Genomic DNA, 26,155 nt, shown 5'->3' with positions numbered 1-26,155 from the left:
ATCCGTACTGAACATATTATACATTATTTTCAGTATAGTTGAGCTTATTATTGACTAGAGTCATGCTCCATAGCAGATCCCCTAGCTGCTGAGGTTACTGAAATTGCACCGCGTCAGGGTCGGCACCGTTCGCCTCACCAAGCCCGTCAGAACATTTCCGGGGCCGATTTCCCACACCTCTTGGATGCCGTCGGCGGCCATCTGCAACACGGTTTCTCGCCAGCGGACAGGGGCAGTCATCTGGGCCAGCAGCGCCTGCTTAAGGGCTTGCGGATCCCGGCTGGCGGTGGCAGTGCAGTTGCTGTAGACGGGCACTCGCGGCGGCTGAAAGTCAACAGCGCGCAAGGTGTGGGCAAACTCCTCGGCAGCAGCCTGCATAAAGGGCGAGTGAAAGGCGCCACTTACCTTGAGGGGAACGGTGCGCTTGGCCTGCAACTGCTCACAGACGGCTTGCACCCCCTCCACTGAGCCGCTGATCACCACCTGATCCGGGCTGTTGTCGTTGGCAAGGGTGACATCGGGGATCATCTGGCACAGATGCTCTAGCTTGTCGCGGTCAAACCCCATCACTGCCGCCATGCTGCCCGGGGGATCCCCTGCGGCTTCCATCAGTTGGCCCCGCAGCGCCACCAGCCGTAGGCCGGTTTCGAAGTCAAACACGCCGGCAGCGTAGAGGGCGCTGTATTCGCCCAGACTGTGGCCAGCAGTGCAGGCAGGAGCCTGACCCTGGGCGTAGAGATAGTCTGTCAACAGGGCCGATACGGTGAACAAAGCCGGTTGTGTGTAGCCGGTCTGGTGGATCTGGTCTTCCGACAGAGCTAAGGGATCCCATCCCAGCATCTGGCGGGCCAAAGCCAACTTCTGGCCTGCTCCCTGCCAGTTCCGCAAGTCCCTTCCCATGCCTACCGCTTGGGATCCCTGGCCGGGATAGATCCAGGCAACAGTCATCAATTCATTTCCCCCAACGAAACACAATCGCCCCCCAGGTAAGGCCGGCGCCAAAGCCCGCCATTACCCCCAGATCGCCAGCGCCAAAGCGTCCTTGCTCGATCCAAGTGGCCAAGGCAATTGGCACCGAAGCGCCCGAGGTGTTGCCGTAATACTCTAGGACGCTGGCCACCCGCTGCGGATCCAGCTGCAGGCGCTTGGCTACTGCATCGAGAATGCGCTGGTTGGCCTGATGAATAAAATATCCCTGTACTGCTTCCGCCGGGATCCCGGCCCGGAAGAGAGCCTTCTCGATAACCTCCGGCACCGCCTGGACGGCGAACTTGTAGACCTCGCGGCCATTCATGGTGATGGGGCAGCAGCGATACTGCCCCACCTGCAGGGATCCCACCAGGGGCTTGGCCTCTGTAGCCATGGACAAGCTGAGCAGCTGGCTGCCACTGCCATCGCTGCGCAGCTCAATGCTGAGGATCCCGCCGGTTTCCCCCGCCTCCAGAACCACCGCCCCGGCCCCATCTCCAAACAAGACACAGGTGGTGCGATCTGCCCAGTCCACCGTACGGGAGAGCACATCCGCCGCCACCACCAAGGCCCGCCGGTACAGCCCGGTTTGCAAAAACTGCGCTGCCGTGGCCACTGCAAAGACAAAGCCCGTGCAGGCTGCCGTCAGATCAAAAGCCACCGCCCGCGTTGCTCCCAGAGCTGCCTGCACCTGAGGGGCCGAGCCAAACCGATCGACACCGGTGGAAGTGGCCAGCAGGATCAAATCCAGGTCTTGAGGCAAGATCCCGGCCTGAGCCAAAGCGGCCTTGGCTGCCTGGACCGCCAAATCCACCAAGCTCAGCTCAGGGGGCAGAATGCGCCGCTGACGAATGCCGGTGCGGGGCCAGATCCATTCGTCGGAAGTTTCGACGATCTGGCCGAGATCGTCGTTGCTCAGGCAGGGATCCGGCAGGGCAGCCCCTGCCCCCACCAGCCGCACGGTCGGGAGGCTATGGCTGGGCATCTTCCACGGGTTCGGGACAGCGGGAGGAAGTCCTTTCCAGGGATCCCAACGGCAACACTTCCGGGCCAGAGCCAGAGTAGACCTGAAGGGGCCGGGTGCGCCGCCTGGGGTTGGATTCAGGTTCGCGAGGGTCAACCATTTCCGCCTGCAGCCGCTGTAGGATTTTCTGTTCTGCCGCCTCTTTGGCCAGGCGAATGGCGTGGTAGACCATCGGCGCCTTGGAGCTGCCGTGGGTAATCACGCAGATGCCGTTGACGCCGAGCAGCAAAGCACCGCCATACTCCACGTAGTCCATGCGCCGCTTTACCTGCTTGAGGTTGGGCCGGAGCAGCCAGCAGCCCAACTTGCCGCGCCAGCCGCGGGGCAGCTCCTCCCGCAGCACCTGGGTGATCACCTGGCCAACACTTTCGGCAAACTTGAGGAGGGCATTGCCCACAAAGCCGTCACACACCACCACATCAAACTCCCCGGTCAGCACATCCCGCCCCTCGGCATTGCCGGCGAAATGGATCCCTGGCAATTGGGCCAGACGCTGGTGGGTGGCCAGAGCCAAATCATTGCCCTTGTTGGGCTCCTCGCCGATGTTGAGCAGGCCCACCCGCGGACGCTCGACCCCCAGTACGCACTGGCAGTAGAGGGATCCCATGCGGGCAAACTGCTCCAAAAAGCGGGGCCGGCAATCCACATTGGCCCCCACATCCAGCAGCAGCACCGGCTTGCCTTTCAAAGTGGGCAAAAGAGCGCCAATGGCCGGGCGATCGATCCCTGCCAGCCGGCCCAAATGAAGGTAGGCCGCAGCCATCGCTGCTCCGGTATTCCCGGCGGCCACCACGGCATCCGCTTGGTTGGAGCGCACCTGTTGCATCGAGATGTTGATGGAGGCTTTGGGCTTTTTGCGCACCATCAGCGGCTCTTCCGCCATGCCCACATCCTCTTCGGCAGGCACAATGGTGATCCCAGCAGGCAAGGGCTGAGGCAAAAAGGGCTTGAGGGAATCTGGACGACCGACTAGTGCAATCCCGACCCGGAGCTGCCGATGGGCCAGCAGGGCGCCCTTGATGATCTCTTCGGGAGCGTAGTCACCCCCCATCGCATCGACCGCAATTCGCACAAGCTGACCTCACACTGGAATATCCTTGGCAACTGCAAGCAGGAAGCGGGGCAAAACGCACTAACCTCTGCAGTCCCCTCGCCCAAGAATTGGGAGCCCCAGTGGCTGCAGGGTGCTAGCGAATTTTACCAGATTTGTTTTCCTCAATTAAGGCCGTAGTTCCGCTTGCGCCGGTTCTCCCCACCCCCCACAGGAAACGTGAACTCCCTCACGCCTGCGCGAGGGTAGCCAAGAGAGAGTGTACCTGCTGGACGTGGTCGCGTGCGGTGGAGTTTCTGGCTTGGTGTTGGCTCAGCTCCGTCTCCAACTGCGCCAATTCTCCTGCCAACGCTGCCCACCGATCCCGCTCTGGATAGAGGGTGGCCTGCAGGTGATTGAGGCGACCCCAGGTTTCTGCCATGGCCTGGGCGCGCGCCCGCAGGGATCCCTCCTCTTGCTCCAGGTGTTGCCACTGCTGCTCCAATTCCTGCCGTTGGCGGGCGAGCTGCTCCTGCTGAGAAGGCAAGGACGATTCCAGTTGTTGAATGAGGGTTTGCAGACGACCTTTTTCTTGGAGAAGATCCTGCTTCTGGCTGCCGATCTGTTCCAGGAGCGGCCCAATATCGACCTGAACCGGGGCAGCAGCTTGATTTTGCAGCTGTCTAAGGCGGGCTTCCTGGCGGGTCAACTCTTCATACTCTCGCTGCAGGTTTTTTTCCTGAGGCAGCAGGGCTTCTTCCAAAGCACTGCAGGCAGACTGGGCATAGTCGATATCCATCTCGATGTCAAACCGCTCCTCTGGAGAGGCGCTGGCCAGCCGCTCTTGCAGCTCCCGCAGGGTTTGCCGGTTTTGCTCCAGTTCGGCCCGCTGCTGGCTGACCTGGGCCGCCCGCTGCTCGTAATCTCGGCGCAGTTGGCTGACCAAAGCCGCCAGCTCCTCGACCGAGATCGCCGGCTCCCCAGCCCTGCCGTTGCTGCTGCCATCGACGATAAAGTCGTACTCCTGCACCAGACGAGAGGCTTTCTGGTATAGGCTCTCTTGAGATTGCAGCTGCTGGAGAATCCTCTGCAGGTGCTCTTGATGGGCTCGCAGGGATCCCCGTCGAGTTTGCCACTCTGCTTGGCTTTGCTCCAGGGATTGTCGGGATCCCCACCAAGCGGCGCGGCGTTCTTGCCAAGCGCGGTAGTCCCGATCCAGCTCGTCTTGCCGGGCCTGGGCCTGCTGACGTTCTGCTTCCAGTTGGGCAATCTGTTGATTCAAGTGCTCCTGCTGCTGCTGAATGTGGCTTTTCAAGCTTTGCAGAAGCGCCAAGGGATCCCCAGCCGGATGTAGAGTCTCCTGGAGCTGCTGCACCAAAGCCTGTAGCTGCGCTGCTTCTGCCTCCCCCAAGCGGCTGGAGCGAGCTTCTTGCAACTGGGCTTCCAACTCTTGCCGCTGCCGATTCAGAGCTTCCCGCTGCTCTCCGATCAGGCGCTGTTGTTCAGCTAAGTAAGCTTGCTGGGCTGCCAGTTCCTCTTTGAGGCTGTCCAGAAGTTTGCGATCTTCCTCCACACTCTTGTATTGCTCATACAGCCGCTGCACCTCTTCTTCCTGGGCTGCTAGCTCCATCTCGCGGCGGGTAAGCTCATGCGCCTGAAAGGTGAGGGACTGTTTCCAAACCTCGATCTCCTCTTCCTGGCTGCGGGCTCTGAGCTGAAGTTGGCTGAAGTTTTGCAGATAGGTCACCAGTTGGCGAGCGGCTTCGCTGATGCGGGCGACCTGACGGTTGCCGGAGATTTCCGCCAGCACCAATGACCCATCCTTGAAGCGCCCAGCCTCCTGGGCGATGCGGCCTTCCAAGGTAATGGATTCTTCGTTCACGGCCACCCAGGTATTGTCCTGCTGCTGCTTGGCCAGCAATTGCAGAGACGACTTGGCAAATCCAATTGGCTTGGATAGCTCTGCTAGGTACAGCACGCCTGAACTCCTCTAAAACAGCATGGACAGCACCAGCCTTGACCCCACCGATCCACTGCCCCTGGCCGGGGAAAAATGGACGGCCGCCAGAACATGGCTCGCCGAGGCGCATAAAGACTACACCACCTTTCTAGACTTAACCATAGGGTAAAAAAAACGCCTTCGCCAGATGAGTTTTGGGGATGCCTGGGGTAGCTATTCAAACCGGTGGCGGAGCACTAAGGTAGTCTAGGGTGTGGTGTAGAGTTGTGTTCGGGGGTTGTATGGAGCTGCAAGGTGAGCCGCTTTCTGTTCGTCGGCGTTCTCCTGCCCCACCGGTGGTCGTAGCCTCTCAGGTGTACCAGACAACAGCGCCGGAAGCCAAACCGCGCCACATTTTGGAAGCGATCGTCTGGCATAAAGAGCAGGAGGTGGAGCGGCAACGGGAGCAGCTTCCCCTCAAGGAATTGCAACGGCAACTGGATCAGGCTCCGCCGGTGCGGGATTTTGTGGCGGCCCTCACCCAGTCGCCTCACCCTATCTCTGTGATTGCCGAGGTCAAAAAAGCCTCCCCCAGCCGCGGCGTTCTCCGGGATCCCTTTGACCCGGTAGCCATTGCCCAGAGCTATGAAGCCGGTGGGGCCAGTTGCCTCTCGGTGCTCACAGATGAGCGGTTCTTTCAGGGCAGCGGCGAGTATCTGCGCCGGATCCGTCAGGCAGTAGGGATCCCCATCCTCTGCAAGGAGTTCATCCTCTACCCCTACCAAATCCTCTGGGCCCGCAGCCTGGGGGCAGATGCGGTGCTGCTGATTGCCGCCATTCTCTCGGATGCGGACTTGGGCTATTTTCTCAAGCTGGTTCGGCAATTGGGCATGGCAGCTCTGCTGGAGGTGCACACTTCCCAAGAGTTGCAGCGGGTGTTGCGTTTGCCCCAACTGCAAGACTCCAGGGGGCAGGTGCTCATTGGCATCAACAATCGCGATCTGAGAACCTTTGCGGTGGACTTAAACACAACGCGCAACCTGTTGGCCGCCCACTCGGAGCTCCTTGGCGATCTGCCTGTGGTCAGCGAGTCCGGCATCCATACCCCCGCCGATCTGCAGCAGTTGCGGGCCTGGGGGGTGCGCTCTGTGCTGGTGGGGGAAGCGCTGGTGACCCAGCCGGATCCCGGCCAAGCTGTGCGCCACCTGTTGTCATCTCAGTGAATGAAAACCATTTATCAATGGATCTCTGCGAGAACAATTGATCTCTAAGGATTGCTTGGATCGATGAAACGTATTCCTGTGCCGGCTCATATCCACTACGAATTTCTGCTGCGGGTGTTGGAGCGGCAAACCTTTCCGGCAGTAGAGGAACAGGATTTTGGCAACCGAGGCCGCACGCAAGAGCTGATCAACTCCCTGCGCAAAGCCCTCACCCAACAGGTGCAACTGGAGGAAGAGTGGCGACAGCGGGGCTATCAGGTGGACTACCGCTGGAATATGGACGAGCCTCAGCCTCCCTCTTGACCTTCCAGCCCACTGTAAGGTTTAGCATCCTTTCAGTGGCATTGGGGGGGTTTTCCAAGATGCAGGTTGTTTTGACGGTGCCCAAGCTGGCCTGTGCGGCTTGCGTGGACACCATTGCGCAAGCGGTGCGGCAACTGGATCCCCAGGCGCAGGTGGAAGGGGATCCCAAAACCAAACAGGTGCGGATTACTTCTGAGCGGCCTGTGGGCGATTTGCGGCAGGCCCTCACCCAGGTGGGATATCCCCCGGCCTAGTCAATTTTGGGCCGGGAACGGTCGGGCGTCTGTTTTGAATTTCTGTACAGATGGCTGCCTTCGCCCTGCCCAGGGTGGAGAGTAGCTGTCGTTTCATCAACAAGGTGTTGCCATGTCTGCCCATAAAGGGTCATCGGCTGCACTATCGGCCTCTGCGCCTTCTCCTGAGGGCACTTGGCAGTTGGCCTTACAAGGGATGAGCTGTGCCTCCTGCGCCCGCAGCATCGAACAGGCCCTCGCTCAGGTGCAGGGGGTGTCCCACGGATCAGTGAATTTTGCCAGTGAGCAGGCCACCGTCAAAGGGGATCCCAGGCTGGTGGATCCGCAGGCGTTGATTCGGGCGGTGGAGCGGGTGGGGTATCGGGCGCGCCTCATCCAAGAGGATTGGCAACTGGACGATCTGTCGGATCCAGAGCGGATCGCCCAACGGGCCGCAGAACGGGAATTGAAGCTGAAGGTGGCGATGGGGGTGGGCATCAGCACGGTGCTGGTGATCGGATCCCTGCCGATGATGCTGGGGATGGACATCCCGGGCTTTCCCATGTGGCTGCACAATCCTGGGTTGCAGTTGCTGCTGACGGCTCCGGTGCAGTTTTGGGTGGGCAGGCATTTTTACCGGGGAGCCTGGGCTGCTTGGCAACGGCGTTCAGCGGATATGAACACGCTGGTGGCCTTAGGGACGAGCGCGGCTTTCTTCTATTCCATTTTCCCAACGGTTTTCCCCGACTCTTTCCATCGGCAGGGACTGCACCCGGATGTCTATTATGAGGTGTCGGCGGTGGTCACCACCCTGATTCTGGTGGGCAAGTGGATGGAGCAACGGGCCAAAAGGCAAACCTCTGAGGCCATTCGCAAGCTGATCGGGCTGCAACCGAAAACGGCGAGGGTAATCCGCCAGGGGGTGGAGCAGGATGTCCCCATTCGGGAGGTGCAGGTGGGGGATTGGATCCGGGTGCGCCCCGGCGAGAAGGTGCCGGTGGATGGGGTCATTCTAGAGGGATCCTCCACCCTCGACGAGTCGATGGTGACCGGCGAGAGCCTGCCTGTACTCAAGTCGGCGGGGGATGAGGTGATTGGGGCAACGCTGAATCAGACGGGCAGCTTTGTGATGGAGGCGCGGCGGGTGGGCAAAGACACGGTTCTGGCCCAGATCGTGCGCCTGGTGCAGGAAGCCCAGGGATCCAAAGCTCCGATTCAACAGTTGGCGGATCGGGTCACCTCCTGGTTTGTGCCGGCAGTGATCGGGGTGGCAGTTCTAACTTTTGTGCTCTGGTGGGTGCTGGCGGACAACCTGACGCTGGCCTTGGTGAACACAATTGGGGTGCTGATCATCGCCTGCCCTTGCGCGCTGGGGTTGGCGACCCCCACCTCGATCCTGGTGGCCACGGGACGAGGGGCAGAATTGGGGATCCTGGTGAAAAGTGCCGACAGCCTGGAATTGGCCCACGACTTGCGCACGGTGGTCTTGGACAAAACCGGCACCCTGACCGAAGGTCGCCCTACCGTCACCGATATTTGGGCTAACGGCTCCTCTCCCCTGACGGTGTTGCGCCTGGCAGCGGCAGTAGAGCGGCACTCGGAACACCCTTTGGCCCAGGCGGTGGTGCAGAAAGCCGAAGCGGAAAAAATTGCCATCCCTCCTGCCCAGCATTTTCAGGCAAGGATAGGCAGTGGGGCAGAAGCCTGGGTGGAAGATCAGTGGATCCGCATCGGTCGGCTGAGCTGGCTACAGGAGATGGGGATCCCCTGGGATCCCTCTTGGTCAGAGCGGGTTCAGAATTGGGAAAGCCAGGGCAAAACGGTGATCGGCGTAGCCCAATCCCAGAGCCTGGTGGGGCTGTTGGCCATTGCCGATCCGCTTAAACCCACCTCTCCTGAGGCAGTGCAACAGCTGCAACAGATGGGTCTAGAGGTGATCCTGCTAACCGGGGATAACCCCACCACGGCCCAAGCGGTTGCTCGGCAGGCAGGCATTCAGCGGGTAATTGCCCAAGTCCGTCCGGATCAGAAGGCAGCTTACATACGCAGCCTAAGACAACCGCGACGGCGGGTGGCGATGGTGGGAGATGGCATTAACGATGCTCCGGCTCTGGCAGAAGCTGATGTGGGGATCGCCATTGGTACAGGTACGGATGTGGCGATGGCCGCCAGCGATATTACCCTCATGTCGGGGGATCTGCGGGGAGTCGCCACAGCCATTCAACTCAGCCGGGCCACCCTCAACAACATCCGCCAGAACCTCTTCTTCGCCTTTATCTACAATACGCTGGGGATCCCGATTGCCGCTGGGGCGCTCTATCCCTTCACAGGCTGGTTGCTCAACCCTATGCTGGCGGGGGCAGCCATGGCCCTGAGTTCCGTTTCGGTGGTCGCCAATGCCCTGCGCCTGCGACACTTTCAGCCCCCCAGACCAGCGGGCCGGCGTTAGGCCCTCTCCCAGGGGCAAGGGGGATTAGCGCGGCAACAGTTTTGCTGCCCTTTGAGCATGAGTCTGCCGTACCGCTCATGCCTCAGGGCTATCTTCTGGCAGACAAGGACATCCCCCCCAGGGGGCTTGGTGAACGACAAGCGGCAAGCTAACCTAAAAGGCTCAGGCAGACTGGGGAAAGCGCGGTGCAAGTCCGCCACTGTGACGCAACTGTGATGGGATCCCTCCCTCAGCCAGAACACCCACCTGCCGTTGTCCTGTACCCCTTGCGATTCACAAGGAACGGAGTTTTTTGTGTTGAATACCCTCAGTGTTTCCCCTCCGCTTGCGGTTGGGCAGTCTCCTGTTGTCCCCCTGCCCCTGTTGCTCATCGGCCACGGATCCCGCGACCCCCAAGGGCAGCAAGCCTTTCTGGAGCTAGCCCAGGCTTACCAATCCCTCACTCCCCATCGACCGGTGATCCCCTGCTTTCTGGAGCTGACCCAGCCAACCATTGCCCAGGGGGTAGAGCAGTGCTTGGCCCAAGGGTGGCAGGAGATCGTGGCCCTGCCGCTGTTGCTGTTTGGGGCCCGCCACAACAAGTTCGATGTGACGATGGAACTGGATCGCCTGCAGGCCCTCTATCCCCAGTTGCGCATTCGTTACGGTGGGCCGCTGGGGATCCGCATCGAGATCCTGCAACTGCTGCGAGACCGATTGGCTGCTCTGATAGCTGCCCAACCGCGGCGGATCCCAGAGGCAGAAACCGTGCTCCTATTTGTGGGTCGCGGCTCCAGCGATCCCGAGGCCAATGCCGAAGCCTGTAAACTGGCCCGGTTGCTTTGGGAAGGATCTGGGTTTGCCGCTGTGGAAACTTGCTTTATCGGCATTACCCATCCCCGCCTGCCTGTGGGGTTGGAGCGGGCCTCGTCCTGGCAGCCGCGTCGGGTGATCGTGCTGCCCTACTTTCTGTTTACGGGGGTGTTGGTGAAAAAAATCGAGGCGGCAGTGGAGAAACAACGACAACGACAGCCGGAAATCGACTGGCTGATGCTGCCGGAATTGGGCCTTGTGGATACGGTGCTGCACAGCCTGCAGCAACTGGAGCAGGAAGCCCTGCAGGGCCAAACCCCGATGAACTGCCACCTGTGCAAGTTTCGCCTGGCCGTGAGCGCAGAGGTTGGAGCTGGATCCAGCCATCACCACCCTCACGAGCCTCATGACCACCATCACGGGCACGGATCCCATCACCACCCTCATTCTCACCATCACCCTCAGCACGGCCACACCCACGCAGCGGCTGGGGATCCCTGGGCCCAATTAGAGGGCTACCACCAACGGGCATGGCAGGTGCCCTAAGAGGGAAACAGAGGCTGCTGGCGGGATAAACTGAGTGCAGACAGGCCATTTTTGAACCTGGTTTTCCCGCTCTAGCGGTTGTGATGACGAAAAAACGATGATGCTCTCCCGCTCCTCTTGGGTTTCAGGTGCCGCTGCCGCGGGGAGCGGGATCTTTGTTTTCGCCCTGGTGGTGGGGCTGCTGGATCAGATCCTGCCCACCCTGCCCAAGGTTTCCCTCTCCCTGGCCGGGATCCCTGGGATCCTGGCTGCCGCTGGGGCCTCCTATGGGGCCTGGCGGGTGGTTCAGATGGGTCTGCAATCGGCTTCCTGGAGCGACTTTCGAGAATCGCTGGTGGCGACCCTATCTCCCTTTGATCCTGCCGACCACGGCGGCGAGCCACGACAACCTAAGGGGGATCCTCGCCCTTGGCAGGTGGCTCAGGAGATCCGGCAAACCCAGCTCCGCCATCAAAAGATCCTTGACCGCATCAAGCAGCGGGTGAAAGCCGAAATCCAGACCTGTGAACGCGCCCAAGCCCAACTGCGCAGCGAGCAGCAACGGTCTCGAGTCCTGCAGGCCCAAGCCCAACAGTTACAACAGCATCTGCAAAACCTACAAACATCTTCCCCTTCTCCAAGCTCCGAGTCGACCAAACCCACGCCAGAGCAAGCGCTGCGCCAAAAGCTCCGCCAACTTCAATCCCAGGTCACCACCCTGAAAATAGAATTGGAACGCCAAAGGACCCAACTGCAACACGCAGAAGCAGAGCGGGCTCAACTCCAGCAGCAGCAGCAAAAACTCAAGCGCATCCTGCAGCGCAAAAAATTGGAAAATCGAGAGTTGCGCTCCCAACAGGCAGAATGGGCCCGGCAACTGGAGCAAACTCAACAGGAGCTGCAAACTTTGCGAGAGTCCTACCGCGCCTTGCAAGTTCTACAGGAAATAAGCTCCACCCTAACCCAAAACCCATCTCACGAAAGGGCGGAAACGGAGTCCTCTGGATCCTCCGACTAGCCGACCCGCTTTAGAACAAATACACTCCCCTCGCTGCCCCGACCCAGCCGCAAGTCTTCATCCAAATAGGTGATATCCAGCCAACCCGTTGGCTCGCGGCGGCGGATATCGATTTGAATAGCCGGGATCCGCTCCGGAGCCCGCTCGAGCAAATAGAGAAAACTCTCGATCTCGTAGCTCATCAAAGCTTGGGATCCGAGCACCAATCGCTCGAAAATCACCCTCACCCGGCGCTCAGATTCGGGGTAAAAGCGCGCTGATACAGCCAAGACTCCCCGTGGCATCCAAGCCTCCAGCCAACCGGATCCCTGGATCTCCGCCACGTTGAAGACCCGTCCAGCCTTGGCCCGAATACACTGGTAGATCTCGCCGGTGGTCAAAAAAGGCAACTGTGCCAGCCGCAGCAGAGCTGTGCTCGTGGTAAATAGGGTGAGCCAGTTCCCCTCCAACCCTTCAGGAGCCGATGTTGGCTTGGGGGTGGGGTTGAGCGCTTCTAGGACGGCAATTTGAGACAAAATCTGGGCTTTTTGGTCAGGGGAAACTTTCCGGCCCCGGTCGGTCGCCTCCAGTAGGTGCAGCAGAGCCGATTTTTGCTGAGCCAGGGCCATGAGCACACTCCAAGGCATCAACCCCATTTTAGAGAACGCCAGATCCGGCTGCCCTCAACCGTCTTCTTCTACGGGTTTCAGATTTAGATCTGCCACCTGCTCATACCCTAGCCCGGCCCGCACCACCAGCGGCTCGGATCCCGTCAAGTCAATTACCGTAGAGACCTTGGCCCGACGGGGGGCATCGTCATCCAGCACCAGATCCACCTGTTTTTCCAACTGCCGCATTTCCTCAGCCGCAAAGATCCCACCCTCATCCCAGGGGTCGCTTTCCCACTCCCAGGCTTGCCCAGAACTTAAGTCCAGGGATCCGACGGGATCCCCCCCCAGCTTGGCAGAGGTGGAGACAATTGGATTGCCCAACTCTTCCAGCAAAGCCTGACAAATGGCAGAATCGGGCACGCGGATGCCGGTGGTTTTCCGCTTGGGCTCCATCACCAACTTGGGCACCAGCTTGGTGGCCGGCAACAGAAACGTAAACGGGCCCGGGATCAGCCGCCGCATCAGCCGATAGGCCGAATCGGTTACCTGGGCATAGTGGGCAATGCGTGAGAGAGAAGGGCACAAAAAGGTAAGAGGCTTGTCGTTGGAGAGCTGCTTGATACGGCGTACCCGCTCCACTGCTTGTTTGTGGGTCACATCGCAGCCAATGGCATAGACTGTATCGGTGGGGTAAAGCATCACCGCCCCCTCCCGCAAAGCCGCCGCAATCCGCCGGATGGAACGGGCCTGGGGCTGTTGCGGATGCAGCTTAAAGTACTCGGCCATCGGGCAGAAGGGAAGAGGTCAAGACTGGGAGCAGCTACCCCCCAGGGGGTTTTCCACAAGAGGGCGGGGGGTCGGTGGCACCGACGCGGGCGGGGATCCCTGAGATTCGGGCCAGTCCTTCAGTTGTTGCATCAGGGCTTGGATGTGCAGACGGGGCAGATAGGGCCAGTCGCCGGCTTCTTCCAAATCCTGAAGCACCCGATACAGAGCTTGACGGGTGTTGGGCAAAGACTCCCGAAAGGCACCTTCCAGGATCGCGCGGTGCAACTCCTCCAGCAGCCGCAGGAGCATCAGCAGCTCCACACACGCTCCCGCCCTCGCCTGGGCCGCCTGTTCAACAGCCAACATGATCTGACGCAAATCCGGTGGCAGATCCTCCGCCGAGATATACATAGCCACTCGTCTCTGGGTTCTGGGAAGGCAGGGGCTTTCCCATTCTAAGATTCTTCTGCCCTAGGACTGGATGGATTTTGCCCCCACAAGATCCAACTGCGCAGGCTGTTGGGATCCCCGACCCAGGCACTGCCACACCCGCTGCAAGAGGGCATCCAGCCCCTGCTTGGCAATCGCAGAAATGGTCACCACCGAAGTGCCGGCAGCAGCAGACAGCCTCTGGGCGCGCTCGGCAACCTGCTGGGGATCCAGAACATCGATCTTGTTCAAAACCAGGATTTGTGGCTTATCGATTAACCCGTGGCCGTAGGCGCGCAGCTCCTGCTGAATAACCTGGTAATCCTTGACGGGATCCGCCGCCGTGCCATCCACCAAATGAATCAGTACCCTGGTACGCTCCACATGGCGCAAAAACTCATGGCCCAGCCCCACCCCCAAGTGCGCCCCCTCGATCAGCCCCGGAATATCGGCAAACACCACCCCATCTCCCGATGGATGGGGCACCACCCCCAAATTGGGCTGCAACGTGGTGAAGGGGTAGTCAGCAATCTTGGGCCGGGCAGAGGAGACCACCGAAATCAGAGTGGACTTGCCCGCATTGGGCAGGCCGACAATGCCCACCTCGGCGATCAACTTCAGCTCCAGGCGCAGGCGCACCCGTTCTCCCGCTTCGCCCTTGGTGAATTGGCGGGGGGCGCGATTGTGGTTGCTCAAAAAATGGGCATTGCCTAAGCCGCCTTTGCCCCCACGGGCTACCAGCAATTGATCCCCCTTGCCCACCAGATCGCCCAACAATTCCCCCGTCTCCGCATTGAACACCACAGTACCGCAGGGCACCCGCACCAGCCGATCCGCACCACTGGCCCCGCTGCGATGGTTGGGCCCCCCTTTGGCCCCGTGTTCCGCCTTGATCACCGGTTGAAAGCGAAAATCCAACAGAGTTTGCAGGCCGGGATCGGCCACCAAGATCACCGAGCCGCCCCGCCCGCCATTGCCGCCGGATGGCCCCCCAGCCGGCACATACTTTTCACGGCGGAAGGCAACGATGCCATCTCCGCCATTTCCCCCTTGCACTTCAATTTCGGCTTGGTCGATAAAGTGCAATTGCTCTTCCTCCAAATCTTCTATCTTCCAGCTTGGCAAGATCCCCGGAAAACTTGCCACAAAAGACGCTCCTCTAAGCTACGATGGTATTTCCCAGCCACATCCTCCCCAGGTGGGAAAGTGGAAGTGGGATCCTGCCAAACTCGATTGGCCTTCTACCCTTTATCCCGCGCAACTGATCTGTTACTGCACCCCTATGAGTCGATTCACTGCTGCCGATGTAGGTTTTACCACTGAAGACTTTGCCGCCCTTCTGGATAAGTACGACTATCACTTCAGCCCTGGCGAAATTGTGGCGGGTACAGTATTCTCGGTGGAGCCACGCGGTGCTTTGATCGATATTGGGGCCAAAACGGCTGCCTTTCTGCCGCTCCAGGAGATGTCGATTAGCCGCCTGGAAGACCCGCACGAGATGCTGCAGCCGGGAGAAACCCGCGAGTTTTTTATCCTCACCGAAGAAAACGAAGAGGGACAACTCACTCTTTCCATCCGTCGCATCGAGTACATGCGGGCCTGGGAACGGGTACGGCAGCTCCAGAAAGAAGATGCCACCGTTCGCTCAACCATTTTTGCCACCAACCGAGGTGGAGCCCTGGTGCGGATTGAGGGGCTGCGGGGCTTTATCCCCGGATCCCACATCAGCACCCGCAAGCCAAAAGAAGAGCTGGTGGGCGAAGAGCTGCCCCTGAAGTTTTTAGAGGTGGACGAAGACCGCAACCGCTTGGTGTTGAGCCATCGCCGCGCCTTGGTGGAGCGGAAGATGAACAAGCTGGAAGTGGGCGAGGTGGTGGTCGGCACGGTGCGGGGCATCAAGCCCTATGGTGCCTTTATCGATATTGGCGGCGTCTCCGGCCTGCTGCACATTTCCGAGATCTCCCACGATCATGTTGACACGCCCCACAGCGTCTTCAACGTCAACGACGAAGTGAAGGTGATGATCATCGATCTAGATGCGGAGCGGGGGCGGATCTCGCTGTCCACCAAGCAACTGGAGCCCAATCCCGGCGACATGATTCGGGATCCCAAGCTGGTTTACGAGAAGGCTGAGGAAATGGCAGCCAAGTACCGTGAGCAACTGCTGGCCGCTAAGCAAGGACAAGCGGCAGAGGCCCCACCGGAAGTGGTGGAAGAGGAGCTGGAATACGCGGCGACGGCTGTGGAATGATCACAAACTTTGCGTATTTCTGCCTGCTACAAGGCTTAGCTAGGCCGCCGAGAAGCCCGGCCCTCTCTCGCTTTAGCGGCGCGGAGCGCTTTGCATCAGCATGAGTGCGGGAGTATGTCACGGCATGAGCCTTTGGTTCCATCAGTGTGAGTGGGGAGCTGAGGAGCGATCCATAAGCCCGTGGGGGCGGGGGCAGTCCAAATGTCCGAAGAGACGGGTACTGCTGCTGTGGCGAGGTAGGCTAAAACAGGAAGTGCGGCTGGCGTTCACGTAGTGTTGCCAACCTGCGCCAGTAACAGGAGTCCCCCACTTCTGAGCTTGAGGATCCTGTCAAAGACTGTAGATCTGCCCATCCATGAGCAGATGGGTGATGCCTTTCTTTTGCAGTTGGGTGCGCACAATCTCCAGGATGTAGCCGGGAAACTGGATCACCCGGTAGGGCGGGTAGGTGTTGCTGCCCCGACGGCTCATTTCGGAAAAGCGGCGGGCCACCTTGTGGCTGTCGAAAATCGGCAGCGTATTGGCGTTATCCATCCCTTCGATGGGCAGGGATCCCGAGCCAAAGAATTCTTTGAGAGGGCGGGTGGTCAGTTCTTGGTAGCGGTCAACAACGACATAGCAGGTTTCCGGTAGGGTGAGCTCTTCCAGGGGTAATACCTGAATTTGATAGCTGGGATCGGTGAGGGGATCCTCTTCTGGCCCATCTTCATCTTCTAGGAGATAGTCAGGGTCGTCCTCATCCTCGTCTTCGAGGTCACGGTCTTCTTCGGTCTCTTCCTCATCCTCTTCCCCGACATCCTCCACATCTTCCTGAAGCTCAGCCGCCAACTGCAGTTCTTCTGGGGGCAGTTTTGGCAGAGACTCTGTTCCAGCGGTGTTATCCTCGCCTTCGTCGTTTGCGTTCGGCTGCAGCGAGGGAGATGAAAAAGGCAGCTCCGGCTCCAGCGGCAAAATCTGCTGCTCTGGGGCTGGGATCCTGCCAACAGCAACTTTTTCCCCCATGTCTTTGCGGCGGGCAGCCGAGCGTTTGAGATGGATCAACCGCTGATACTCATCGGCAGCGATATTTTCCTTCAACACGCGGGTGATGGTGGTGATGCTCACCTGAAATTGCTCCGCCAATTCGACGGCGGTCGCTGCCGAGCCGCGGTAGGCGCTAACAATTTGCTGTTGTTCTTGCTCTGAAAGTTTGCTGCGAGCCATCCCAGGTCACCCAATCCAAAAACCGAAAAAACTGAAGAGGATCCTTAGCCAGCGGCGGTTGCCCCGCACACCCGGCTGAGGCCGGCAGCCAGCTGTTCCGGCTCCAGCCCTTTGCCAATCAACACAATTTTGGACAAGCGGGGCTCATCGGGATCCCAGTCCCGTTCCAGAAAAAGGGTTTGCCGCTGGCCCACCTGATGAAAGATAACCCGCTGCGGCTCATCCACAACCCACAGCACCCCCTTGGCGCGAAAAAGGGTCTCGGGCATGTCTTGTAGCCAATCGCGAAAAGCCGCCAAATCCAGCGGCTGCTGCAGTTGAAAGCTCACCGATTGGATCCCGTCTTCCTCGAGGTGATGGCTATGGTGGGCCTCAGTCTCTGCATTGGGGAGCCTGGGATCCCACAATTCTGGGCGGAAGGCATGCACATCCAAGATGCGGGCCAGAGGCACCTGGGCATGGGTGGTGAGCAGGCAAGGGGCAGCGGGGTTGTAGCGGCGCAGATCGAGAAGGATCCGCTCTCGTTCGGCTTCGTCGATCAAATCCACCTTATTGAGCAACAAAATGTCAGCGCTGCCGATCTGGTGGGCGGCGGTTTGCGAGCGCTGGAAATTGCGCCAGTATTCGGCACCGTCAACCAAGGTCACCACGCCATCCAGGCGCAACTCCTCATGAAAGACCCTCTGCACAAATAGCTCGGTCACCTGCCTGGGATCCGCCACGCCGCTGGTTTCCACCACCAGATAGTCCAACGCCTGGGCATGCTGGAGCAGCTGGCGGGCCGCCCGTTCAAAATCCTCTCGCACCGTGCAGCAGAGGCAACCATTGTTGAGCTGCATCAGCCCCCCCTCGGGCATGTTGACCAACTCGCCATCGATGGAAATCTCGCCAAACTCGTTGAGGATAACCCCAATGCGCAACCCATGCTCCTCTTCCAAGATGCGCTTGAGCAGCGTGGTTTTGCCACTGCCCAAAAAACCTGTCAAAATCGTCACCGGAAGCTGAGCTTTCATATCAGGTGAGGCTGAACTGACAAGCGGCCAACAAACCCTTCTCTCAAGTTCCCCAGAAGCTCTACTAGCTTAGCTTTAGGGTTGGCTCTCCAGGATCTGGACAAGGGGGAACGACCGCTCCCACCCAAATTAGATCCTCTAACCCATCAACTAGTTATCCAACTATTTATTAATGTCCTCTGGGCGTTGGGGCAGACTCTCTCCTGAGGATCCCTGGGGACGAATGAGCTCGATCGGCAGGCCATCGGGATCGGCGATGAACGCCACTTCATAGACCTGGCCCCCAATTTGCTGGAGCTGGGGCGGCAGCAGCAGGGTAAGGGGCACTTGCGCTCGCAAATGTTCTAGGTAGTTGGCCAGGGATCCCCATTCGGGGCCCACCTCAAAAGCGGGGTGATAGTAGCCCACATAGTGGGGATCCCCAAAGGGATCCGGGGCAGGATGGGGCTGCGGCACTTGCATCAGCTCCAAACGCCCCCAGGGGCCGCGCATCCAGCAGGCCAGCGTGATCCCGGCAGTAAAGCGTTCTTCCACCGCAAAGCCCAGCCCCTCGTAAAAAGCGATGGAGCGGAAGATATCGGCGGTGCGAATGGAAAAATGGTGTAGTTTCATCGTCCTGCAAAGCAGCCAGATGGGGCCAGACCGCTCGGATCATCGCCGATGACGGCTGGTCAAGCGCAGGTAGACTTGCTACGCTCCAGAAAAGTAGGCTGTCTATCTTAAGCACCTCTTGCAGTGTATGCTGGCCCGCCCAATCCTTGGGGCGGGAAATGCGACAACCTAAGCCGATTGCTGCCAACCTCAATTATGCCTAAGCTGGTCATTGTCGAATCTCCCACCAAAGCCCGTACCATCCGTGGGTTCTTGCCTGCGGGGTATGAGGTTCAGGCCTCGATGGGACATGTGCGGGATCTTCCCGATTCGGCATCTGAAATTCCAGAAGAATTGAAAGGAGAAGAGTGGAGCCGCCTGGGGGTCAATGTCCACGCCGACTTCGAGCCCCTCTACGTCATCCCCAAGGACAAAAGAAAGGTGGTCAAGGAGCTGAAGGAAGCGCTCAAGAAGGCGGACGAGCTGATCCTGGCCACCGACGAAGACCGCGAAGGGGAAAGCATTAGCTGGCACTTGCAGCAGGTGCTGCAACCCAAAGTGCCCACTCGCCGCATGGTGTTCCACGAGATTACCCGCGAGGCCATTCAGGAGGCGCTGCAAAACTGCCGTGAGGTGGATGAACAACTGGTGCGTGCCCAGGAGACCCGCCGCATCTTGGATCGCCTGGTGGGCTATACCCTGTCGCCGCTGCTGTGGAAAAAAATTGCCCCCAAACTCTCGGCAGGGCGGGTGCAGTCGGTGGCGGTCAAGCTTTTGGTGGATCGGGAGCGGGAGCGGCGGGCCTTCAAAAAAGCCTCCTACTGGGCTCTGAAGGCAGAGCTGCAGCCGAGCACTGCCTCCCAGGAGCGGCAGGCTGTCTTTTCGGCAGAGCTGGTGAGCTTGGGTGGCAAACGCCTGGCCAATGGGCAAGACTTCGATCCCAGCACCGGCCAGCTCATTGCCGGGCGGGATGTGGTGTTGTTGGATCAGGCCCAGGCCGAGGCCCTGCGGGATCGCTTGCTGGGAAAAGCCTGGATCGTCAGCTCTGTGGAAGAGCGCCCCTCCACCCGCAAACCTGCCCCTCCCTTTACCACCTCCACCCTGCAGCAGGAGGCCAACCGCAAGCTGCACCTGTCGGCCCAGCAGACGATGCGCATTGCCCAAAAGCTCTACGAAGAGGGCTACATCACCTACATGCGCACCGATTCGGTCCACCTGTCGGAGCAGGCCATCCGCGCTGCCCGCGCCTGCGTGGAGTCGATGTACGGCAGAGAATATCTCAGCCCCGAGCCCCGTCAGTACACCACCAAAACCAAAGGGGCGCAAGAAGCCCACGAGGCCATTCGTCCTGCTGGATCAGAGTTTCGCCTGCCCAGCCAAACCCCCCTCTCCGGCCAGGAGCTGGCCCTCTACGACCTGATCTGGAAGCGCACCGTCGCCAGCCAAATGGCTGAGGCGCGGCAGACCCACACCATCGTACTCATCGCCGTAGACGATGCGGTGTTCCGGGCCAGCGGCAAGCGCATCGATTTTCCCGGCTTTTTCCGCGCCTATGTGGAGGGATCCGACGACCCAGAGGCGGCTTTGGAAGATCGGGAGGTGCATCTGCCTCTGTTGCGGCAGGGGGATCCCCTCCGCTGCCAGAAGCTGGAACCCGTTGCCCACGAAACCCAGCCTCCAGCCCGATATACGGAAGCCTCCTTGGTCAAGGTGTTGGAAAGTGAGGGCATTGGCCGCCCCAGCACCTACGCCACCATCTTGAATACGATCATGAGCCGTGGCTACGTCAGGCCGATGGGAAGTGCCCTCGTGCCCACCTACACGGCTTTTGCAGTCACCGAGCTACTGGAAAAATACTTTCCCAACCTGGTGAATACCCGCTTCACTGCCGAGATGGAGCAAACGCTGGACGACATTGCTTCTGGACAGGCGGAGTGGCTGCCCTATCTGCGCCATTTCTTCTTGGGCGAGCAGGGTCTCGAGGGACAGGTGAAGGCGCGCGAGCTGGAAATTGATTCCGGCCTGGCCCGCTCCATCCATCTGGAGAACCTGCCTGTCAAGATCGGCATTGGCCCCTATGGCCCCTATGTAGCAGTTGAAACTGAGTCTGGAGAGGTGCGCGCCAACCTGCCGGAGGATATTCCCCCCGCCGATCTGAGCCCAGAACACATTGCGGAGCTGATCCAGCGGAAGCAAGAAGGCCCCAAGCCCATTGCCTTTCACCCGGAAACCCAGGAGCCAATCTATGTGATCCCGCAGGGCCCCTATGGCCCCTATGTGCAGTTGGGAGAAGTTTCTGAGGACAACAAAAAACCCAAGCGCACCTCCCTGCCCAAAGGGCTGAAACCGGATCAGGTTACGCCAGAGATTGCCTTGGGGTTGCTGAGCTTGCCCCGCACCTTGGGGGAACACCCGGAATCGGGGAAAAAGGTGCAGGCCGGCATTGGCCGCTTCGGCCCCTACGTGGTCTGCGATGGCGATTTCCGCTCTCTGCCCGCCGATGAGGATGTGCTGACCATCAGCCTGGAGCGGGCGCTGGAGTTGTTGGCCCAGCCCAAGAAAGGCCGTGGGCGCGCCTCGGCCAAGCCCTTGCGGGAGCTGGGATCCCATCCTGAGGATGGCGAGCCGGTTCATCTGCACGACGGCCCCTATGGGCTGTATGTCAAACATGGCAAGGTCAATGCCTCTTTGCCCAAAGGGATCCCTGCCGAAGCGGTTACCCTGGAAATGGCCCTGCAGGTGCTGGCTGAAAAAGAAGTCTCTTCTGCAGAGGTCAAGGGGAAAAGCCGCTCGACCGGCAAAGCGGGCTCCTCGGTCAGTAAAACCCAAGCCAAAACTGCCTCCAGCAGCCCTACAGCCCAGCAGGCCGGAAATGCTGTGCCGCAGAAGCGGCGTAAAGCGCAAACCACTTCCACCGGCGGCGGGATGGCCAAAGAGCCGCAAGCCCAAGCGAATGGGTCAGCTCAGGTGGGATCCCGTCCCACCATTGTGAAGATCACCCCCAAAGCCCCCGCCTGAGGTCAGCTTCTTGGGGTGCGATGGCCCAAGGTCGCCTGCTCAAGGTGGCTCAGGGATCGGCTATGTAGCAGCTTTGCTGACGACACAACTGCTTCAAGGGCCGCAAGCAGCGGCCACGGCGGCTTCCCGATTGGCAATGCACCCGCATCGCTTCTGCAAACGGCAAGGGATCCTGCTGCTGGCGCTTGGGAATCTGGGCGTGTTCCAGCTCACTGCAGTAGCAGTAGGCAGGATGGCGACGATGGGGGTGTGCAAGGGACACGGGAGTAAATGAGAGTTGAAGTCGGGATCAACAACCTTCAGCTCAACGTTATCACCTGGGTGCCGGGGAAGTAGTGATTGAGGATTTGCGGCGCTGTGTAGCCCTGCTCGGCCAAGCCGCGGGATCCCCACTGACACAGTCCCACCCCATGCCCGGCTCCGCGATAGGTAAAAAGGTACACTTCCTGCTGGCCGGCCTTTGGCTGGAGACGTTCCCACGTGAAGCGGTTGCTGGGGAGGATCCCCCAACCCAGGGTTTGGCCAAGGCGCAGCACAAACTCTTGGCCGGTCAACAGTTGGGATCCAACGCGGATGCGCAGGGGGCGACCCCAGGGATCCGACTGCACAATCTCCAGATCGCCGTTGCCGAAGGCTGGCTCCAACTCCCGTCGGCTGAGCCGGACGCTGTGAGGGCCATAGAAGGGAGAGGCGCGACACCCGTCACAGATCACCCCTTGTAGGTAGGGGCGGGCGGGTGGGGCAAAAATATCCTGATTGGCGCTGGTGTGGCCCCCACAGGTGGAGTGAAACAGAACCTCTATCGGCTGGCCGGCATGGGTTAGGATCTGCCCTCGGGTTGCCCGCACCGCAGCAGTGGTCGCCGCCGTCTCATAGGCCAGGCCACCATAAAACTGGTGGGCGGTGGAATCCTGCAATAGCCTTATCGAGGTAGAGGGCCATTCTCTTCTGGGGCCGGGGTGCAGATGGGGAATGGCCAAAGTGCGGGCCAAGATGGCTTGCGCCTGCAAGGCGGCAGCTGGCCAGTCGGCAGGCATTTCGCTGGGCACCAAAGCCAGCAGATAGTCTTCCAACTTCACCCAGTTCACCAGATGCAGGCGACCTGAACCCTCCGGGCAAATCTGTACCCAACCCCGATAGCGACGCTCCTCCCCTGCGAAGGGGCGCAGGGCTCCCCCCTGTAGCCAAAGGGATCCCTGGTAGCGACGAGGCTGTCCCGGCCCGGTCAGCAGGAGCTCTTGGCGGCGCACCTGTAACTTCCAGGCACCTGTTGGAAAAGGCTGCTGATTCAAAACAAAAGGGCCCATCAGCTCCAACTCGGCCAAGGGATCCGCACTCCAGCGGCTGAACAGCTCCACGGCCAGCCAATCTCCGCGCCCGGACGTTTGGGCCTGCCGAGAGCCTCCCCAAACAGCCCACAGGGATCCCAGCACCATCGCCCCCAACTGTCGTCGCCGCATAGGCCCCATCCGGGCATCCTCTATCGATAGACCATTCCCCCAGAAATACTGTCAAGATGAGCTGGCCAGCAAAGGATCGTATCCCAGTTGCTGGGTAAGCCGGGCGCGGGCCAATTCCCGATATTCCCAAAAGTGTTCTCCTGCAGCGCAGAGGCCCAAATATAGGTTCAGCAGGCTCGGTTTCTGTCGCCAAATCGTCCATAGCTGCCGCCAAAATTGGGCGCGGATTTCGGGATGAAGGATCCCTTGCCGCCAGATGAGTTGTAGAAGCAGGTGGATCCCTTTGCGAAGGGGCAGCTTCATCATTTGCCGCCGGCCATCTTTGATGCCGATATTCAGGCATTGTTGCAGGCAGCGAGATAAATATCGCGCAGGATCATACAATTTCCAAAAACTTTCCAGATATTCTTGAGCAATCTCCGATAGAGAACGAGTGGGAATAAAGTTCATCAGTGTATTTTGATCGCCAAACTCAGTCACGCCGATCCCTTCCAGCAACCGTTCCTCTTTCTTCAAGCGATTCCAGAGCTGTGTGTTTGGCAAAGCCTGTAAAATGCCCAGCATTGGCTGAGGAATACCGGTTTGCTCGACAAAAGCCTGAATGCGCTCCCCTGCTCCTGGCCGCTCTCCATCAAAGCCCAGAATAAACCCAGCATAGATCAGCAGTCCGGCCTCGTTGATCTTGCGACAGGCCTCCACCAAAGGGTGGCGGGTATTCTGGAGCTTTTGGGTCATCTGTAAGCTGTCTTGGTCTGGAGTCTCAATGCCCAAAAAGACAGCATAGAAACCCGCCTCTACCATTAACCTCATCAGTTCTTCATCTTCGGCCAGGTTAACCGAAGCCTCTGTCATAAAGGTAAATGGGTAATTGCGCTCCTGGCTCCAAGGGATCAGCTCTCGTAAAAATCGCTTGACGTTGCGCTGGTTGCCGATAAAATTGTCATCCACCACAAATACCGAACCCCGCCAACCCAAGTCATAGAGAGCTTGCAGCTCGGCTAGCATTTGAATTGGCTCTTTGGTTCTCGGCTTGCGTCCGTAAAGAGAGATGATGTCGCAAAACTCACAATTAAAGGGGCAACCTCGTGAAAACTGGACTGACATCATGAAGTATTGATCCATGGGCAGCAGATCAAACCTTGGCAAAGGACTTTGGGTTACATCCGGTTTTTCCGCGGCCCGAAAAATGCCCGACTCTTGCCCAGCTTCTAGAGCCTTGACAAAGGCCGGTATGGTCACTTCCCCTTCATCCAAAACCAAATAGTGAGCACCAGATTCCAGGGCATCCTGTGGCACAGAAGTTGGATAGGGTCCGCCCACCGCTACTTTTTTGCCCAACTGCACCGCTTTGCGAATGAGGGCGTGGAAATCCTGCTTCTGCACCAACATGGCTGACAAGATCACCAGATCGCACCACTGCCAATCGGCTTCTGTTTCATCAGCTACATTGCGATCCACAAAGCGAATCTCCCAGTGTTGGGGCAGCAAAGCAGCAACGGTGATCAAGCCAAGAGGTGGCATTAGCGCTTTTAGCCCCACCATCTCAATGGTGCGATTGTAAGACCAGAATGATTGAGGAAAACGCGGATAGAGCAGCAACGCCTTCATACCAACCAGCTCCTGAGTTGCAGATCGACCAACTTGATCCCCTACTGGTTTCCTATCGATTTGCTAGGCTTAGATAAAGCAGCCACAGATCAAACGCCTGCTCGCAATATCCTGCTGATGTTAGCCATTGGCAGATCTTGTGCAGGCTATCTGTGGAGAATCCTATGGTTCTGCGGCAAAAACTTAGCGGGCAGGGCCAATGGAGTAAAGCTTATCGGGATCCCTTAAAGTTGGTTTTGGTTATCGTCGGGCTGAGTGTTGACGTTCCCCTAGCGTACCCCCTGCAATCTTGAACCAAACCCTGCCCTCTCACGGCTGGGGACGAAGTCAGTTCTGCACACCTTGCTCAAAAACCTGCTGAACCAAGCCGCTGACGATGGAAAGTACAATTGCGCCGATAAACGCCCAGCCGAAATTATCGATGTTGAAAGCATTCCCGGCCAGCTTATCGGCAATGGCTAGACAAATGCCGTTCAAAATCAGCCAAAACAAACCCAGGGTAAGAACCGTAATCGGCAGGGTGATCAGCCGGAGAATCGGCCTAACCAAACCATTGACCAGACCAATGGCCAGAGCCGCCACCAAAGCCCCGCCAAACCCGGAGACGTGGATCCCGGGCAAAAGCCAAGCCAGGATCATTACACTCAAGGCTGACATCAGCCAGGTGGCCAAAAGAGTTGCCATGCTCCCTCCTCTGCCCTGATGGGGCCGCGATTTTGCCCTCTATGCTAGCTGATCTCCTCAGGGATCCCTTGCGCAGAAACCTCTTCAGGGCTGTAAGTTTGCAGGGCCAAAGCATGAATGCTCCGCCCCATGTGTTCCGCCAGAGCGGCATACACCAGGCGATGTCGCTGTAGGGTCGTTTTGCCGACAAACGAAGGCGACACTACTTGAACTCGGTAGTGCCCTCCTGTCCCGCCCCCGTGGCCGATGTGAAGGTGGGACTCATCCTCCACCTGCACATGAAGAGCCTGCAGCTTCTCCATCAGGTGCTGCCGAAGGTAGTCGGGGGTAAGCATGGCAACCCCTCTGGATGAGATGGGATCCCTTAAGATTGAGCCGTGGCCTTAGCAAAGGCTGCCTCGACCAGCGGACGCAGCTCGTTGCGGGCGTGCATCTCTTGGATGATGTCGCAACCACCCACAAACTCCCCATCAATATAAATCTGCGGGATAGTAGGCCAGTTGGAAAACTCTTTAATCCCCTGGCGGATCTCAGGATCCTCGAGTACGTTAATCGCCGTGTAGGGGAAGCCCAAACTATCCAGCACACGAACGGCGGCATAGGAAAACCCACATTGGGGCATTTCCGGGGTGCCCTTCATGTAGATGAGCACCTTGTGGGTGCGGATTTGCTCACGGATTTTCTCTTCCAAAAGGGGATCCAGCATGGTGTTCAGCCACTATAGCGACAACAGTCGATAGGCAAACTGGCATCCTATCGAGATCTCATTTTCGTCTACTTTTAACATGCTCGACACTTTTCCCACGGTTGGGCCGAGAGATTCTCTCATAGACTCTGTTCTACGGACGCCACCAGCAAGCCCCATTGCCCAGGGCTGGCCCAAGCCCCCAACCTATCCAGGCAGCGACCCCAGGATCCATGTTAATTTCTACACCAACATGGTTGGCGACAGGGTCGGCGACAAACCTCAAACCCTGATTCTTCCGTTGACCCGGTCGATCCCGCTCTGGGCAAGGGTTTCAGGCCCCTCGGCGG

25 protein-coding genes and 1 riboswitch are annotated in these 26,155 nt (G+C 59.1%); of the genes, 8 read left to right on the top strand and 17 right to left on the bottom strand.

What is annotated here, in order from left to right; translation table 11 throughout:
* Nucleotides 1-81: 81 nt before the first annotated feature.
* The 4 genes from fabD to hmpF form a co-directional block, all read right to left on the bottom strand.
* A complete protein-coding gene (fabD, locus tag NW840_RS04360) occupies nucleotides 82-948 on the bottom strand; it encodes an ACP S-malonyltransferase (protein ID WP_414342607.1) in 867 nt (288 codons plus the stop codon).
* Nucleotides 949-952: 4 nt separating this feature from the next.
* Nucleotides 953-1,954, bottom strand: a complete 1,002-nt coding sequence (locus NW840_RS04355) for a beta-ketoacyl-ACP synthase III (protein WP_414342606.1) — start codon at nucleotides 1,952-1,954, stop codon at nucleotides 953-955.
* Entirely contained in the window at nucleotides 1,941-3,044 is a 1,104-nt protein-coding gene (plsX, locus tag NW840_RS04350) for a phosphate acyltransferase PlsX (protein WP_414342611.1), read from the bottom strand. Before plsX ends, NW840_RS04355 begins: the two co-directional genes overlap by 14 nt.
* A 229-nt stretch (nucleotides 3,045-3,273) precedes the next feature.
* Nucleotides 3,274-5,001, bottom strand: a complete 1,728-nt coding sequence (gene hmpF / locus NW840_RS04345) for a pilus motility taxis protein HmpF (RefSeq protein WP_414342604.1) — start codon at nucleotides 4,999-5,001, stop codon at nucleotides 3,274-3,276.
* A gap of 263 nt (nucleotides 5,002-5,264) precedes the next feature.
* Between hmpF and trpC the strand changes: the two genes are divergently transcribed.
* The 6 genes from trpC (at nucleotide 5,265) to NW840_RS04315 (ending at nucleotide 11,505) form a co-directional block, all read left to right on the top strand.
* On the top strand, nucleotides 5,265-6,185 hold the full coding sequence (gene trpC / locus NW840_RS04340) for an indole-3-glycerol phosphate synthase TrpC (protein ID WP_414342603.1): 921 nt from the start codon (nucleotides 5,265-5,267) through the stop codon (nucleotides 6,183-6,185).
* 63 nt (nucleotides 6,186-6,248) lie between these two features.
* The gene (locus NW840_RS04335) at nucleotides 6,249-6,488 is read left to right on the top strand and encodes a DUF5340 domain-containing protein (RefSeq protein ID WP_041436722.1); all 240 of its coding nucleotides are present in this window, start codon (nucleotides 6,249-6,251) and stop codon (nucleotides 6,486-6,488) included.
* 59 nt (nucleotides 6,489-6,547) lie between these two features.
* Nucleotides 6,548-6,742: a heavy-metal-associated domain-containing protein gene (locus NW840_RS04330; RefSeq protein ID WP_414342601.1), complete on the top strand. Its 195-nt coding sequence runs from the start codon at nucleotides 6,548-6,550 to the stop codon at nucleotides 6,740-6,742.
* Between the two features lie 112 nt (nucleotides 6,743-6,854).
* A complete protein-coding gene (locus tag NW840_RS04325) occupies nucleotides 6,855-9,170 on the top strand; it encodes a heavy metal translocating P-type ATPase (RefSeq protein ID WP_414342600.1) in 2,316 nt (771 codons plus the stop codon).
* Nucleotides 9,171-9,298: 128 nt separating this feature from the next.
* A riboswitch (cobalamin riboswitch) is annotated at nucleotides 9,299-9,435 on the top strand.
* A gap of 32 nt (nucleotides 9,436-9,467) precedes the next feature.
* The gene (locus NW840_RS04320; RefSeq protein WP_414342610.1) at nucleotides 9,468-10,508 is read left to right on the top strand and encodes a sirohydrochlorin chelatase; all 1,041 of its coding nucleotides are present in this window, start codon (nucleotides 9,468-9,470) and stop codon (nucleotides 10,506-10,508) included.
* Nucleotides 10,509-10,605: 97 nt separating this feature from the next.
* Nucleotides 10,606-11,505: a hypothetical protein gene (locus NW840_RS04315; protein ID WP_414342598.1), complete on the top strand. Its 900-nt coding sequence runs from the start codon at nucleotides 10,606-10,608 to the stop codon at nucleotides 11,503-11,505.
* On the opposite strand, the gene NW840_RS04310 is transcribed toward NW840_RS04315, so the two are convergent.
* The 4 genes from NW840_RS04310 to obgE are packed head-to-tail and all read right to left on the bottom strand — an operon-like array spanning nucleotide 11,502 to nucleotide 14,378.
* On the bottom strand, nucleotides 11,502-12,113 hold the full coding sequence (locus tag NW840_RS04310; RefSeq protein ID WP_414342597.1) for a PAP/fibrillin family protein: 612 nt from the start codon (nucleotides 12,111-12,113) through the stop codon (nucleotides 11,502-11,504). The genes NW840_RS04315 and NW840_RS04310 overlap by 4 nt on opposite strands.
* 54 nt (nucleotides 12,114-12,167) lie before the next feature.
* Nucleotides 12,168-12,881 carry an L-threonylcarbamoyladenylate synthase gene (locus NW840_RS04305; protein ID WP_414331536.1) on the bottom strand — a complete coding sequence of 238 codons (714 nt, stop codon included), beginning with the start codon at nucleotides 12,879-12,881 and terminating at the stop codon, nucleotides 12,168-12,170.
* An 18-nt stretch (nucleotides 12,882-12,899) separates the two neighbouring features.
* A complete protein-coding gene (locus NW840_RS04300) occupies nucleotides 12,900-13,274 on the bottom strand; it encodes a hypothetical protein (protein ID WP_238376778.1) in 375 nt (124 codons plus the stop codon).
* 60 nt (nucleotides 13,275-13,334) lie between these two features.
* Complete coding sequence (gene obgE / locus NW840_RS04295) at nucleotides 13,335-14,378, bottom strand: GTPase ObgE (RefSeq protein ID WP_414342608.1); 1,044 nt, start codon at nucleotides 14,376-14,378, stop codon at nucleotides 13,335-13,337.
* A 196-nt stretch (nucleotides 14,379-14,574) separates the two neighbouring features.
* On the opposite strand from obgE, the gene NW840_RS04290 reads away from it, so the two are divergent.
* The gene (locus NW840_RS04290) at nucleotides 14,575-15,543 is read left to right on the top strand and encodes a 30S ribosomal protein S1 (protein WP_011433921.1); all 969 of its coding nucleotides are present in this window, start codon (nucleotides 14,575-14,577) and stop codon (nucleotides 15,541-15,543) included.
* Between the two features lie 330 nt (nucleotides 15,544-15,873).
* On the opposite strand, the gene NW840_RS04285 is transcribed toward NW840_RS04290, so the two are convergent.
* From NW840_RS04285 to NW840_RS04275, 3 genes are all read right to left on the bottom strand, one after another.
* Nucleotides 15,874-16,746 carry a hypothetical protein gene (locus NW840_RS04285; RefSeq protein ID WP_414342595.1) on the bottom strand — a complete coding sequence of 291 codons (873 nt, stop codon included), beginning with the start codon at nucleotides 16,744-16,746 and terminating at the stop codon, nucleotides 15,874-15,876.
* 44 nt (nucleotides 16,747-16,790) lie between these two features.
* The gene (locus NW840_RS04280; RefSeq protein WP_414342593.1) at nucleotides 16,791-17,759 is read right to left on the bottom strand and encodes a CobW family GTP-binding protein; all 969 of its coding nucleotides are present in this window, start codon (nucleotides 17,757-17,759) and stop codon (nucleotides 16,791-16,793) included.
* 162 nt (nucleotides 17,760-17,921) lie between these two features.
* Nucleotides 17,922-18,371, bottom strand: coding sequence for a VOC family protein (locus tag NW840_RS04275; RefSeq protein ID WP_414342591.1), 450 nt, complete (start codon nucleotides 18,369-18,371; stop codon nucleotides 17,922-17,924).
* 195 nt (nucleotides 18,372-18,566) lie between these two features.
* Between NW840_RS04275 and topA the strand changes: the two genes are divergently transcribed.
* Entirely contained in the window at nucleotides 18,567-21,368 is a 2,802-nt protein-coding gene (gene topA, locus NW840_RS04270; RefSeq protein WP_414342589.1) for a type I DNA topoisomerase, read from the top strand.
* 49 nt (nucleotides 21,369-21,417) lie between these two features.
* On the opposite strand, the gene NW840_RS04265 is transcribed toward topA, so the two are convergent.
* The 6 genes from NW840_RS04265 to grxD form a co-directional block, all read right to left on the bottom strand.
* Entirely contained in the window at nucleotides 21,418-21,630 is a 213-nt protein-coding gene (locus tag NW840_RS04265; protein WP_414342587.1) for a hypothetical protein, read from the bottom strand.
* Between the two features lie 37 nt (nucleotides 21,631-21,667).
* Nucleotides 21,668-22,828 (bottom strand): SpoIID/LytB domain-containing protein, encoded by a 1,161-nt coding sequence (locus tag NW840_RS04260; protein ID WP_414342585.1) that lies wholly within the window; start codon nucleotides 22,826-22,828, stop codon nucleotides 21,668-21,670.
* 51 nt (nucleotides 22,829-22,879) lie between these two features.
* The gene (locus tag NW840_RS04255) at nucleotides 22,880-24,436 is read right to left on the bottom strand and encodes a B12-binding domain-containing radical SAM protein (protein ID WP_414342584.1); all 1,557 of its coding nucleotides are present in this window, start codon (nucleotides 24,434-24,436) and stop codon (nucleotides 22,880-22,882) included.
* A 327-nt stretch (nucleotides 24,437-24,763) separates the two neighbouring features.
* Nucleotides 24,764-25,120 (bottom strand): phage holin family protein, encoded by a 357-nt coding sequence (locus NW840_RS04250; protein WP_414342582.1) that lies wholly within the window; start codon nucleotides 25,118-25,120, stop codon nucleotides 24,764-24,766.
* 44 nt (nucleotides 25,121-25,164) lie between these two features.
* Complete coding sequence (locus tag NW840_RS04245) at nucleotides 25,165-25,455, bottom strand: BolA family protein (RefSeq protein WP_414329320.1); 291 nt, start codon at nucleotides 25,453-25,455, stop codon at nucleotides 25,165-25,167.
* A gap of 29 nt (nucleotides 25,456-25,484) precedes the next feature.
* Nucleotides 25,485-25,823 carry a Grx4 family monothiol glutaredoxin gene (gene grxD / locus NW840_RS04240; protein ID WP_041437553.1) on the bottom strand — a complete coding sequence of 113 codons (339 nt, stop codon included), beginning with the start codon at nucleotides 25,821-25,823 and terminating at the stop codon, nucleotides 25,485-25,487.
* Nucleotides 25,824-26,155 lie beyond the last annotated feature (332 nt).

The organism is Synechococcus sp. R5-13 (genome assembly GCF_047462015.1).
Lineage (GTDB): Bacteria > Cyanobacteriota > Cyanobacteriia > Thermostichales > Thermostichaceae > Thermostichus.
Note: the sequence above shows the minus strand (reverse complement) of the source record. Positions and strands in the feature narration are given on the sequence as shown.